This is a genomic window from Streptomyces sp. NPDC057136 (assembly GCF_042670885.1).
GTDB lineage: Bacteria > Actinomycetota > Actinomycetes > Streptomycetales > Streptomycetaceae > Streptomyces.
In genome coordinates this window covers 19,063-31,994 of sequence record NZ_JBHUUV010000038.1, presented here as the reverse complement: position 1 = coordinate 31,994, position 12,932 = coordinate 19,063, and the positions used below count along the sequence as shown (strand labels likewise).

The following is a 12,932-nucleotide window of genomic DNA, read 5'->3' as shown; positions in this document are numbered from 1 at the left end:
TTCCGTAGCCTCACCTCCGTGAACGAGACCACGACCGAGGACGAGAGCGTGGCCCCGGCCGGGGCTGCCGGCTTCCGGCGGCTGCTTGATCCGGGCAACCTGCTGGCAGCGGCCACGGCGACGACGGCCGCACTGGGTGTGGCGAGCCCCTGGTGGGCCGTGCCGACCGTGATCACCGCGTTCATGTCGGGGCGGCAGCCCGGCAGGCTCCGTCCGGCCGCACTGGTCCTGGCCGCGGTTCTGACGGCCGGCGTGGTCTCGGTGTCCCTGGTGCCCTCGTGGCTTCCGCTGGGGAGCCGGTTCGTGGGGGTGGTGGTCTTCGCCGCAATGCCGCCGTGGTTCGTGGGCCGGTTCTGGCGCCAGTACCAGGAACTGGCCAGGGCCGGCTGGGAGCGGGCCGAGCATCTGGAGCGGGAACGGCAGCTGGTCGCTGAGCAGGCGAGACTCCTGGAACGGGCCCGCATCGCACAGGACATGCATGACGTACTGGGCCACGACCTCAGCCTGATCGCTCTGTCGGCCGGCGCGCTGAAGCTCGCGCCCGGCCTGGAGGACCGCCATCGGCGGTCCGCGCAGGAGATCAGGGCCAGGGCCGCTGCCGCGGTGGAGCGCCTCGGCGAGGTGATCGGTGTCCTGCGCGAGGACACGGACGGTGCGCCGACCCGGCCGTCGGACTCCAGCCTCACACAGCTGGTCGGCGAGGTTTCCGCGACCGGACTGGCAGTCGACCTGCGCGTCGACGGCGAGGGGACCGGCCTTCCTCCGGTGGTCGAGCGAGCCGCGCACCGCGTGGTGCAGGAGGCGCTGACCAATGTGGCCAAGCACGCCCCCCGGGCAACGACCAGGATTCATGTGTCGCATACGACCACAGAGACGAGGGTCTCGGTCAGGAACGGTCCAGGGCCGGCCGCGTCCGCTCCCCGTGCCCGTAGTGGCGGCCACGGCCTCATCGGACTCGACGAGCGTGTACGGCTGGCCGGTGGCACCTTCGAGTACGGCCCCCGGGACGGCGGATTCGCGGTCGTGGCCCGGCTCCCGCACGTACGCCCTTCACAGCCCGCCGTCCCGGTGCCGCCCCGTCGGGACAAGGACGGACTGCCACCGGAGTACCGCCGTGCACGACGCCGTGCCGGCCGCACCCTGGTCACGGCGGTGATGTTGCCCCTGGTGACGGGCGCGGTGCTGATCGGAGTGCTGATGGGGTGGGAGATGCTGTCCGCTTCCCGGTCGGTGCTGGACCCGCGCGACTACGCCCGCCTGCGGGTCGGGCAGGATCGCTCGGAAGTGGAGCGCGTGCTGCCGGACCATCAGACAACTCCGCCCCCCGGACCCGTCGAACCCCCCGCGCCCGCCGAACCCAAGGAACGAGGCATGACGTGCGAGTACTACGCGATGACGGCCGACCGGTTCGACGATCGGTCCGGAGACGCGTACCGGCTGTGTTTCCAGGGAGACGTACTGGTGTCTCTCGACGCCCTGACACCGTGAGCGTCCGATGATCCGGGTGCTGATCGCCGACGACGAGCCGATGATCCGTGCGGGCGTACGGGCCGTACTGTCCAGCGATCCGGGCATCGATATCGTCGCCGAGGCCGCCGACGGACATGACGCCGTGGAGCTGGTCCGGCGCCATCGCCCCCAGGTGGCCGTGCTCGATATCCGTATGCCCGGGGTCAACGGCATCGAGGCGGCGGCGGAGATCCGCAGGACGGCACCGGACACCGGTGTGATCATGCTGACGACCTTCGGGGAGGACGACTACATCCTCCAGGCGCTGGGGGGCGGAGCCGCCGGTTTCCTGATCAAGTCGGGCGAGCCCGAGGAACTGATCGCGGGGGTACGAGCGGTGGCCGACGGCGCCGCCTATCTGTCACCGAAGGTCGCGGCCCGCGTGGTCGCGCACCTCGCGTCGAGCGGCGCCGGCGCTCTGGCCGGACGGCGGGAAGCCGCCCGCGAGCGGGTCGACGGACTCACCGCCCGGGAACGCGAAGTGCTGTCCTTCCTCGGCAGCGGCCTGTCCAACGGCCAGATCGCCCGCCGGCTGCATGTCGTGGAAGGCACGGTCAAGGCGCACGTCAGTTCCGTCCTGGCCCGCCTGGGCGTCGACAACCGGGCCGCGGCCGCCGTCGTGGCCCACGAGGCCGGCATCATTCCCCCACCACCGCCCGACCAGCGCTGACACCGCCCGTACGGCGAGCGGCAGCGCGACAAGCAGCGCAACGGCGACGACCGTACCGCCGAGGACGGCACCGGCGAGCACGTCGTGCGGGTAGTGCACTCCCACCAGGACCCGCAGCAGCGCCGCGGCACCGGCCAACGGCAGGGTTACGGCGGCCAGGCGGGGCCGCACCACGGCCAACCCGACCGCCAGGCCGGCGGCGAGGGTGGCGTGGTTGCTCGGAAAGGACCAGCCCCCCACCGCCGGGCACTCCGCGAGCGCCTGGACCCCGGCGAGCGCCCGGCAGGGCCGTTCCTGGTCCACGATCAGTTTCAGTGCCTCGCTGACCACATAGGCGGCAACGGTACCGACGCCGACAACAACGGTCCCGGCGACGCCGGCCACGTCCTTGTGGCGGACCGAGACCCAGCACACCCAGGCGAGCAGCAGCCCCAGGATCACCAACGTCCCCTCGGTAGCCACCTCAAGGAGCGAGCCGATCCACGCGGGCGCGTCGGCCACCGCTCCGGTCAGGGAGCGGTAGGCGGACACCGAAGCCCCTTCGGTGACCTCGGTCGCACCGGCTCTCCCCAGCCCGCCCGGGGAGAGCTGAACGATGGCAGCGGCTCCTGCGCCCAGCAGAGCCACGGAGGCCGGCAGCCGGACGCCCCAGACACCCCGGACGTTCCTTCGTGAGTGAATTTCCATGGCCCCGAACGTAGGAGCGACGGCCGTCGGAAACCTGAGCCGAACGGCAGGGCCAGGGCATGACGATGGTCGGGGTTGACCCTGCGGCCGAGCCCAGCGTTCTGGTGAGGCGGTCGTCCCAGTGGGATCATTTATTTCATAGCCCAACAAAGGAGGCGAAATGTCCACTATCAAGGACAGCGTCGACATCTCCCGCCGACCCGAGGATGTCTACTCCTACGTGACCGATCCCTCCCACCTCACCGAGTGGCAGGAGAGCGCCGTCTCCGTACAGCCAGTCGGCGGCACCCCGATGGTCGTGGGATCCCGGATGGTCGTGACCCGGCGAATCGGCCGCCGGGAGTTCCCGATGACCATGGAAGTGATGGAGCTCGACCCTCCGCGCAGCTGGCACATGCGCGGCATCGACGGGCCCGTCAGAGGCGATGTCCACGGCACGATCGAGCCGCTCGATGACGGTGAACGGTCGCGCGTGACACTCGACCTCGACTTCGACGCCCACGGGATGGGCAAGCTGCTCGTTCCACTGGTCGTCCGTCCACACGCACGGAAGGAGATGCCCAGGAACGAGCAGAAGCTCAAGGGTCTACTCGAAAGCGGTGCCACGTAGGGCTTATGGGCTTGCAGAGAGGCACGCCCTGCGTGTCTCGGAACTTGATCGAGCGCTGTCTCCGATGCCGAGCCTCGCGTCCGCCCGGCATCGGAGCACATCACATCCGCCGCACCGGTGTTACACGGGGCGGCCTCCGACATTGAGTTCTGCCGCGCCGGCGAACGCGTTGCCCGCCGGGGAGTCGAGGCCCGTCAGGCGTACGTACCGGCCGCGGCCTGCGTTGAACTCGACGTTCTGCGGTGTGAGCGCTTCGGTGAAAGAGCCCGTGGCCACCTGTGTCCAGGTGGTGCCGTCGACGGACACCTCGATCCGGTAGTCCTTGATCCGGCCGTTGCGGGCGTTCTGCCGCTGCGTGTATTGCAGGCCGGTGACATCGTGCTGCTTCCCCAGGTCCAGGGTGATGTGATGGGGGAAGTCGGGGGCGGCGCCGTACCACTGGGTGTGCCAGAACGTGTTCGGGTCGCCGTCGATGGTGTTCACGGCGGCGCCGTTCTCGCCGACGGTCTCCTGGCTGTCGGTGTCCTCCACACGGAGCGAGGACTGGTCGATGAGATCGGGCAGCGGACGCAGCCCGGAAGTGACCGACACCGTTTCACGCGCCGAGCGGTCGCCCTGGACGGCACTGATGGTACGTGTGCCGTCGTAGGTCGTGGCCGGGATGACGCCGTGGCGGGCGAACGCGCCGGCCTCGTCGGCGCGCACCGTGTAGAGGGTCTTGCCGTCGACGCGGATGTCGACGTAGCCGGGCGTGAAACCGGTCAGCTTCAGCGGAACCCACGTTCCCGCCTTCACCTCATCCGGTACCGAAAGCTCCGGAGCAGCCGGAGCAGCCGGAGCGGAAGTGGTGCGGTCCTCGGCGGGTGTGTCGACCGGCCGGACGCGGACGGACACCGGGTCGCCCACCGACGGGGTCAGCACGCAGGTCGCCTCCCGGGTGAACGCCGCCTTCACACCCGCGGTGTACAGACCAGCGGCGTGAAGGGAATCGCGTACCCGGCTCTGGGTGAACGTCACCGGCAGCACGCTCTCGCCGCATGTCGCCGTCGCGGTCAGCGGCTCGGTCAGCGCGCTGGCCGAGGCGGGGTCGCCGTCGGTCGACACGGTGTCCGGCACGATCTGGGTACCGTCCTCGGAGACCTTGGTACCGGGGGCGGCGACAAGGCCCAACCCGACCCGGGAAGCGACTGCGCGAGGGGCGACCGCGTCGGTGCCGGCGACGGTGGCGGCCCACCGTGCTCCCGGGCTCTCGTAGAAGTTGGCGCCCGCCACGGTGAGGTGCGAGCCGAACTGGGCGAGACGGGCACCGAAGTCGGCGACGTTCTTCCGTTCCTTGGGCGTCCAGCCGGTCTCCAGGATCGCGGCTGCTCGCGGCAGTGTGAGGAACCCCGCCTGATCGCCGCCGCGCACCGTCTCCGACCACAGCGGGCCCTCGACCCCGAGCACACCCGTCTCGGGGATGCCGCCGGACACCGTCGTCGTCGGATCCCAGTCGTAGTAGCGCTGGAAGTCGCACGTGCCGCCACAGGCCCACGTCAGGCCGATCGGGGTGTCCCCGGTGTACTTCTGGTCCAGGTAGGAGCCGCCCGCGGCCGACACCACGGCCTTGCCGCCCTTGGCGATGAAGTCGCGCACCCAGTCACCGGAACCGACCCAGTACTGCACGACCGAGCCGTCCCAGAAACCCGGCTTCTGGTCCAGGCCGGCCTCGGCGTACTCCGACCAGCCCATCACCCCGACACCCGTCGCGGCCTTGACGTCGGGTACCGCGCGGGAGATGAAGTCGACGTAGCGCTCGTGCCCCATCGCGTGGGACTCGTCACCGCCGATGTGCACGTACGGACCGCCGGTCATCTCGGCCAGCTGACGGAAGACATGCCTGACGAACGTGTGGGTGAGGTCGTGACGCTCGTCAAGGGCGGAATACCCCACGTCGCCGGTCCCGTTCCAGTCGACGACACCGGTCCTGGGGTCGGGCGCGGGCAGGGACCGGGCGGTGTTGAGCTGCGGGATCGCGTGCAGGATGGCGTTGGTGTGACTGGGAACGTCGACCTCGGGGACGATGGTGACGAACCGCTCCTTCGCGTAGGCGACGATGTCACGGTACTGCTTCTGCGTGTAGTAGCCGGTGCGGCCCAGTTCGTTGCGGTAGCCCCGCTGGTTCATCGCGGTCGCGCCGGACACACGGTGCAGCGCCTTGTAGTCGATCGGGTCGCCCGGAGCCTTGCCGTCGTCGGTGATCTCGATCCGCCAGCCCTGGTCGTCGGCGAGATGCAGGTGCAGCACGCTCATCTTCAACCGGGACAGGGTGTCTATGTAGCGCTTGACCTCGTCGACCTCCTGGAACGACCGGGCGACGTCGAGCATCACGCCACGGTAGGAGAAGCGCGGCGCGTCCTCGATGCGCGTGGCGGGCACGCGCCAGTCGGTGACGACCGGAGTCCGCGAGTCGGCCCAAGCGGGCAGGAGTTGACGCAGAGTCTGGACCCCGTTGAACGCGCCGTGTGCGGTGCGCGCGGTTATCGTGACGCCGCCGCGGTTCACGTCCAGGACGTACGACTCCGGGGTGGGCGCCGTGCCGTTGACGGTGTACGTGGCCGCCGGGTCCACAGTGACGCGGATGCTGTCGCCTTGGCCGTTCCGAAGTACCGGCACCCGGAACCCGGTCGCGCGGCGCAGTTGGGCCGCGAGCTGCTCACCGACGCGGGCCGCCTCGCCATGGGCGACGACCGTGAGGGAGTGACGCAGGAGGAACGGTTTCTCGTCGTCGTCCTGTTGCACCACGACAGGGCGTGGGATGAGCGCGGTACCGGTCGATGCTGTGGACGGGACCGACTCAGCGCCGGCCGACGGCGCGCCCGCCAGGCCGGCCAGGGTCGTCAGAATCGCCGCGAACAGCAGAAACGGCTTACGACGCCGTAGTGGGACAGAGCTTCTCTTCTTCCACAACCGCACGGGGACTCCCTTGAGGGTGACCAACAATGCATGCATCCGCTTGAACTGTGGCGCCTTCTTGCAATTTCGAGCACCTTAGCGACATGGACATGAAGTGGTCTAGTCCCTTGCCTCACCCCGAGCCCGAGCGCCGCGAGGAGAGGCCGGAAGGAACGGGCGCCGCCTGCCCCCCGTTGGTCGTCTCCGTGATGCTCGGCACGAACGGTGTCGCCACCTCGGGCATCGGCGTCGCCACGTACCGGGCGAATCTCATCGAGGTGATCACCTCGATACGGGCGCTGCCGGGTCAGGCCATCCCCCTGCTGCAGACGCCCAACCCGTCGACACCGGCGCATGGCCCGGCCGCGCGGCTCGCGCCGACTACGCCCAGGCCCTGCCCGATGTCGCAAGCGAGCAGAACGTGGTCCTCGTCGACCACTTCGCCCAGTGGTCCGCCGACTACGGCGACACCCCACCGGCCGGCCTGCTCGGGGACGGGCTGCACCCCGACGAGCAGGGCCATCTGATGCTGGCCCACAAGGTGTTCAGGGATCTTGGGGGAGGCGGAGTTAATCCAGAGAGAAAGCCGTCGTACTCCCCCTGATCGACCTCATCGGCATGAACGGCCGAGTCGCGGCGGTCCGGGAGCGAGTCCAGGAGGCCCAGCGTTCGGCGGCGGTGTGGCCGGGGCCGCTGAAGCGTACGAAGTAGCCGCCCGCACCGTCCCCGACGGCTTCCTCCCGCACACCTGCGATTAGGAGGACTCCTCCTTCCAGCCGGTGCTCAAACTGCTTGCCGACCAGGGCCTGTCCGGCACGGGAACCAGCAAGGGGCCGGCTCCCGAAAGAGTCGACCCCTCGCCATCTGCGAATGTGACGGACAACCTGGCTTGCAGTAGGGAACCGATCAGACGTTGAAGCGGAATGTCTGCCACCCGATCCTGACCTGCGGCGGAGCCCCATCCAGGGCCCTGACCTGGGATTTCCTCGTTGGCGTGCGTTGGGTCCCGACGGCTGTTTACGGGTGTCCTGCGGACTGCCTGCGGACTGGCCGGGTGTGCCGAGGACGGCGTTCTCATACCGTTCCCGGCCACGGACGGCAGCACCCCGCCCACCCACGTCCGCCACACCGTCCTGCCCACCGGCCGGCACCCTGACTACCCCGTCGCCATCTGGCTCGACCCCGACCACGGCCCTCTGCTCACCAGTCTCCTGACCGGCGGGTTCGTCAACCCCGTGTGGTGCACCAGCTGGCGCAACGACGCCGCCACGATCATCGGGCCCCTCCTGGGCCCTGCCCGACTTCCCCTACCTCGATCTGCCTCGGCCCCAGATCACCACCAGCCATCCCAGCGGCTACCTCTGGAAACGCGACCAGGTCGATCCCTGGCTCGGCTCAGCTCCTGTCGCTTGGGTTGACGACGATTTCACCGCCCTCGACCACACCTGGGCTGCCGAACGCACTGCCCGGGGCCGACCGACGCTGCTGGTACAGCCCAGCCCACACCTTGGCCTCCAGCCGAGCCATCTCGCCGAAGTACGCGAATGGGCGCGGAGGGTGCGGCCATCCACCCCCTCTTGTACCCCTGCAACAACCTCTTGATCCGTACAGACCATGAGTTCCCGGGGTCGCAAAAAAAGCCGTCCGACCGCTCACCGCAGGTCGGACGGCCTTTCGTCAGCGGGATCAGACGTTGAAGCGGAACGTGCACTACAGCGCTCCCACCTGCGGAAACGCGCTCCCCGCCGCTCCAAGTCAGCACAGAATCAGCACCGTCACAGAGACCGTCTCACGAATATTCCGACTCGTCGCCCAGGGGCTCCATAGGGAGCCACACGCGCCCAGCGACGGCCCGCCTCTTCACCTGAATGCCCCTGCCACGTTGACCCCCATCCGCCCCGGCCATCGCATGGAGTGGGGAACACGAGCCCGCGCGGGGCCACCGGAAGGCAGGAAAGGACGCTATGTACGTTCGCAGCATCTACGCAACGGGTGATCCGGCCGAGCTCGACGGGGTCGCCGAGGCTCTCCGGACCGACGGGCGGGCGCTGCTGTCGACGCAGCCGGGCTTTCGCGGGATGGGTCTGTTCGCCGACCGCGAGCTCGGCAAGCTACTGGTGGGATCGTGGTGGGAGGACGAGGCCTCCCGGCAGGCCAGCTACGAGAACCTGAGCAAGCGGCGGGCCGAGATGATGGCGCCCTTCGCGCAGACCGTGACGGTCGACAACTGGGAAGCGGCGGTCGCCCGGCGCGCAGAGGAACTCGGGCCGGGCGCAGGGTTCCGGCTGGTCCGCATGGACGTCGAGCCGCCCGACATCGACCTGCTGGTGGACACGTTCCGCGACACCTCACTGCCCAAGGTCCAGAAGATCCCCGGACTGGCCGGCATCTCCCTGCTCATCGACCGCGATCGAGGCAGAGCCGCTGTCGGCGCGCTCTACACCGACCGCGACGCACTCGTGGCATCCCGTGGCGCCGTCGCGGCGGTCCGCGGAGAGGCCGCGACGAAGGCCCACGTGACCACCCTCAGCCTGGAGGAATTCGATGTGGTCCTCGCCACGGCGGTCCCCCACGCCTGACTGCGCCCCCTCGCGCGCCGGGCCACTCGGACCGACACCGCAATTCCAAGTCAGCACCAGGTCAGCACGGGAATGCGGAAGGGGTCGGACTCAACAGAGTCCGACCCCTTCTGACCTGCACGTTTAACCAAACTAGCTAACATGCAGTAACGATAAGACTACACGTTGAACCGGGATTCCACGACAAGGCCCTGGCCTGCGGAAATGTGGGCGCATCCCAGCACCATCCCAGCACGGGCGCCGCGACAAAGTACAAGAAGATCCAATGGCGCCGAGACTACGCCGCCAGATGCAGGCTGCGCAGCATTCCGCCCGATGTAATAGTTCCTGTACTAGACTGGCGTCATGACGTCACCCCGCCCCGGCGGCACGGAGAACATCTCCGTCTCGATGCCCTCGGAACTCCTCGGTGCCCTGCGCACGCGCACCGGCAAGCGCGGCGTATCCGCCTACGTGACCGCGGCGGTCCGGCACCAGCTGGCGATGGACGGCCTCGCCGAGATCGTGGCCGCCTACGAAGCCGAGCACGAACCGCTGAGCGAGGCTGAAGTCCAGGCTGCGCAGCGCGAGTTGTTCGGTGACGCACCGGCGCCGTACGCGTCCGGCGACAGCGCCGCGTGAAGGCACCCGCGGCCAGGTCCCTGGTTCTGGACTCCCAGGCGTTGTCGCTGCTCCTGCGCAACGACCGCCAGATGGTCACCCGGATCGAGGCCGCCCGGCGCGTAGGCGTGCCCGTCCTCGTATCGGCCCTGACGGTGGTGGAGGCCGTCTACGGGAAGACGGATACCGCCCGGCTGCGCTGGATGCTCTCCCGCCTTCAGGTCCAGGACGTCACCCAGGCGGACAGCCTCACCGCGGTGCAGTTGCTGAGCGACGCCGGCGGCCTGCACGGCCACAAGTACGCCATCGATGCCCTCGTGGCCGCGATGGCGCTCCGCTCCCCGGCGCCCGTGCTCGTGCTCACGTCGGACCGCGACGACTGGGAGAAACTCTGCGGCGACCGCGTACAGATCAAGGATGCCTGAGCTGCCCCGCCAGCGGTTATCCAGCCCTATCATCGCCTTGGGTCGGTCGACGTCGAAGTCGAGTGGACGAACGCGCCGCATCCCTGCCCAGTTCACCCGCACAGGGCTGATCGCTCACCCGGGTACGGAAGATCTGCATCCGGCCCGGTGCCGATCGTCGTCCGCCCTGAACTCGGGCGGAGGGCGACGATCGGCGTGCGGGACCGATTTGTCCCGCGTCCGCCCTCCTCGTACGCCGGAAGACGCCAACTTACTGAAGACGCTGCTGACGCTCCAAGAACTCCTCGATGAGCTGCTTGGGACCAAACGGGCCACCGAGCATGATGAGTTGTGGCCGACCCGTACCGGTCGCCCAGTACTTCATTGACCTGCGGGTGGTGGCCACGTTGATCCTCGCCTCGTGGCCGGAGGCAAGCCGCTTCGCAGCGACACCCGCCCTGGCACAGGCGATCGCGCGGGAAGCGGTGCAGCGGCTGCGCGACAGCCGACGCCGCACGCGGCGGGGCCGGATCGAAGAGGCCGTACGGGATCAACTCGCTGCTCGATCCCATGGAATCCGCACTGACCACGGGCGCTGTACTCGGCATCGCCGCATCCGTACTCGAAGCCCGCGACAAGAACTGGACCGAGCGAGTGCTACGCCCGCTCTACGACGCCGCCCTCGCATCGGGACACATTCCGGCACCTTGCACGCCTCGCGGACTTGCTCGAGGCGGGCAGTTCGGAGACCACGATGAGCGCGGGGGCGCCGGTCCCCGTCGCGCACTACTTCGCCGACCTGCGAGCGGTGGTCGCCGTGATCTTCCGGACCTGGCCTGAGGCCCGCCCGTACGCCAGCACTCCGACCCTGTCCGCCGCGCTCGACGCGGAGCACGCCTCCCGCGCCGCGCGGGCCCAGCCCCTGCTGAACACCGGCGGCAAGAAGAAGACCTCCAAGCCCTACACCGCGCCGCCGCAGGACTCCCTGGCCGCGGGCGCGGTCATGGACATCGCGTCGCAACTGCTCGCAGCCGCAGACCCGCACGGAGCGCGTGAGCACATGGCTGCGCGATGAAGATCGCGCGCTCAGCGTCTATCTGCGTCGCTCGGGTTGGATCTCCCCGCCGCTGAGGACTGCCGTCGCGGACGACGGGCCGGGCCCACGCAGGTCACGGCCGTCGTAGACAGCGACGCCACCGAGCCCGCACGGGACGGCGATGGTCCGGCGAGGCAAGCGCCCAGGCGTGGTCCGGCTACCCGGAAGGGCCGCATCGGGGGAGGGGGCAGCGCGTGGGGCCGCAGGGGTCCGCGGACGACGAGGAATAGGAGCGGCTGATTGTCACCTGGCGACCATCGGGTGACCGCTAACCAATGGGTGATTTGTCGGATGCCGGGCGATGCTTGGTGAGCGCCACGGCAAGCGACCAGCTGCCGATACACCGCGCGAACCATCCGCATCGCGCTGGAAGGACATGTCATGACCACCTCCGTACCCAAGGCCCCGACCGCACCAGGGGTGCGGTCCTGGTGGGGAATTCCGTACGCCACCGCCGAGCGGTACCGCCGTCCCTTGGTCGCGGACTTCGATCCGGGTCTCCCCTACGACCGTAAGGGCGTCGCCTCCCCTCAGCCCGATAGCGGTGACTGGCTGGAGGCGGACAGCGGGACGGGCGAGGACTGCCTGAATCTGAACGTGTGGGCTCCCGAGCAGCCGGCCGGCGAGGCGCTGCCGGTGACCGTGTACATCCATGGCGGCGGGTTCGAGTTCGGCGCGAACACGCAGATCACGTCGAACGCGTCCGGTCTCGCGTTGACGGGGCGTGTGGTGAGCGTGTCGGTCAACTACCGGCTCGGCGCGCTGGGCGCGGTCTCGCTGTCGCAGTACGGCGGGCGGCTCGCCGAGGCCAGCAACCTCTGCCTGCAGGACGACATCGCCGCGCTGACCTGGATCAAGCGGAACATCGCCCACTTCGGCGGCGACCCCGACAACGTCACCGTCTACGGCCACAGCGGCGGTGCCTACTCCACCTTCGGGCTGCTCGGCGCCTCCTCCGCCAACGGCCTGTACCGGCGGTTGGCCGGGTTCTCCGCCGGGCCCACGCGTCTCCAACCGGCCTGGTGGGCCGAGGAACTGGCGCACCTGTTCGTCACCGAACTCGGCGTCGCGGACAACCCGGAGAAGCTGCTCGACCTCGACACGGCCTCCCTGGTGGCCGCCCTGCGCAAGGTCACCCCGACGGACCTCGGGGTCCGGGGCGGGATCGACAGCAAGAGCCTCGGTGTCGTCCTGGACATCGGGCAGCCGGGCGCGGTGCTGCATGCCCACCCCATGGACGTCCTCGCCTCGGGCGCGCACCGTGATGTCGACGTGCTGCTCAGTATGGCCAGTGACGACATGGGCTGGTGGGTGGCGAACGACCTCGACCGGTTCGACCCGGGCGCCGTCGACCGCATCGTCGACGAGGTCGCGGGATGGCGGATTCCCCGCTCCCAGGCCGAGAAGGTCGTCGACGGCTACGACCAGGGCGGCCGCACCCCCGCCGAGGTCCGCGCCGCGCTCCTGACGGACTACATCTTCGGGCTCCCCGCGGCCCGCGGCGCCCTGGCGCACACCACCGGCGGCGGCAACGCCCATCTCCTTCTGATCGGGCCCGCCGAGGGCGCGCCCGCCGTGCACGGCACCGAGATGTATGCCCTGGTCGGTCAGGAGCAGCCGGGCCGCAGCGCGGAACAGGCCGAGCGTGACACGCGTATCCGCGACATCGTGCTCGACTTCGCCACCGGCGAGCAGTCCCGCCTATGGCCGGCCGTCACGGACCGGCCCACCTCGCAAAGCGTCGGCAACCCTCCCTTCGAGGCCACCGCCCACTACGAGCAGGCCCTCGCCCTGTGGGAGGGCATCGACCGGCCCTGACGGTCGGCGGGCGATACGGAACACA

11 protein-coding genes and 2 pseudogenes are annotated in these 12,932 nt (G+C 69.4%); 9 read left to right on the top strand and 4 right to left on the bottom strand.

The window, feature by feature from the left end; genetic code table 11:
* The first annotated feature begins 18 nt into the window (after positions 1-18).
* Together ACFT7S_RS32110 and ACFT7S_RS32105 are read left to right on the top strand one after the other, a co-directional pair.
* Positions 19-1,488: a sensor histidine kinase gene (locus ACFT7S_RS32110; protein ID WP_382737790.1), complete on the top strand. Its 1,470-nt coding sequence runs from the start codon at positions 19-21 to the stop codon at positions 1,486-1,488.
* A gap of 7 nt (positions 1,489-1,495) precedes the next feature.
* Positions 1,496-2,179 carry a response regulator gene (locus ACFT7S_RS32105; protein ID WP_382737787.1) on the top strand — a complete coding sequence of 228 codons (684 nt, stop codon included), beginning with the start codon at positions 1,496-1,498 and terminating at the stop codon, positions 2,177-2,179.
* A gap of 42 nt (positions 2,180-2,221) precedes the next feature.
* On the opposite strand, the pseudogene ACFT7S_RS32100 reads toward ACFT7S_RS32105, so the two are convergent.
* Positions 2,222-2,866, bottom strand: a pseudogene (locus ACFT7S_RS32100) (phosphatase PAP2 family protein); the annotation flags it as partial.
* A 160-nt stretch (positions 2,867-3,026) separates the two neighbouring features.
* On the opposite strand from ACFT7S_RS32100, the gene ACFT7S_RS32095 reads away from it, so the two are divergent.
* Positions 3,027-3,476, top strand: a complete 450-nt coding sequence (locus ACFT7S_RS32095; RefSeq protein WP_382737784.1) for an SRPBCC family protein — start codon at positions 3,027-3,029, stop codon at positions 3,474-3,476.
* A gap of 120 nt (positions 3,477-3,596) precedes the next feature.
* Here ACFT7S_RS32095 and ACFT7S_RS32090 read toward each other — a convergent pair whose 3' ends face one another.
* From ACFT7S_RS32090 to ACFT7S_RS32080, 3 genes are all read right to left on the bottom strand, one after another.
* Positions 3,597-6,467 (bottom strand): family 20 glycosylhydrolase, encoded by a 2,871-nt coding sequence (locus tag ACFT7S_RS32090; RefSeq protein WP_382737781.1) that lies wholly within the window; start codon positions 6,465-6,467, stop codon positions 3,597-3,599.
* A 76-nt stretch (positions 6,468-6,543) separates the two neighbouring features.
* Positions 6,544-6,684: a hypothetical protein gene (locus ACFT7S_RS32085; protein ID WP_382737779.1), complete on the bottom strand. Its 141-nt coding sequence runs from the start codon at positions 6,682-6,684 to the stop codon at positions 6,544-6,546.
* Between the two features lie 33 nt (positions 6,685-6,717).
* On the bottom strand, positions 6,718-6,948 hold the full coding sequence (locus ACFT7S_RS32080) for a hypothetical protein (protein ID WP_382737777.1): 231 nt from the start codon (positions 6,946-6,948) through the stop codon (positions 6,718-6,720).
* A gap of 508 nt (positions 6,949-7,456) precedes the next feature.
* Between ACFT7S_RS32080 and ACFT7S_RS32075 the strand changes: the two are divergent.
* From ACFT7S_RS32075 to ACFT7S_RS32050, 6 genes and pseudogenes are all read left to right on the top strand, one after another.
* Positions 7,457-8,012, top strand: a pseudogene (locus ACFT7S_RS32075) (hypothetical protein).
* Between the two features lie 362 nt (positions 8,013-8,374).
* A complete protein-coding gene (locus ACFT7S_RS32070; RefSeq protein ID WP_382737775.1) occupies positions 8,375-8,989 on the top strand; it encodes an antibiotic biosynthesis monooxygenase in 615 nt (204 codons plus the stop codon).
* Between the two features lie 345 nt (positions 8,990-9,334).
* Positions 9,335-9,610 (top strand): hypothetical protein, encoded by a 276-nt coding sequence (locus ACFT7S_RS32065; RefSeq protein WP_382737773.1) that lies wholly within the window; start codon positions 9,335-9,337, stop codon positions 9,608-9,610.
* Entirely contained in the window at positions 9,607-10,014 is a 408-nt protein-coding gene (locus tag ACFT7S_RS32060; protein WP_382737771.1) for a PIN domain-containing protein, read from the top strand. Before ACFT7S_RS32065 ends, ACFT7S_RS32060 begins: the two co-directional genes overlap by 4 nt.
* A gap of 733 nt (positions 10,015-10,747) precedes the next feature.
* On the top strand, positions 10,748-11,068 hold the full coding sequence (locus ACFT7S_RS32055) for a hypothetical protein (RefSeq protein ID WP_381180963.1): 321 nt from the start codon (positions 10,748-10,750) through the stop codon (positions 11,066-11,068).
* 387 nt (positions 11,069-11,455) lie between these two features.
* Entirely contained in the window at positions 11,456-12,907 is a 1,452-nt protein-coding gene (locus tag ACFT7S_RS32050; protein ID WP_382737872.1) for a carboxylesterase family protein, read from the top strand.
* Positions 12,908-12,932: the final 25 nt, after the last annotated feature.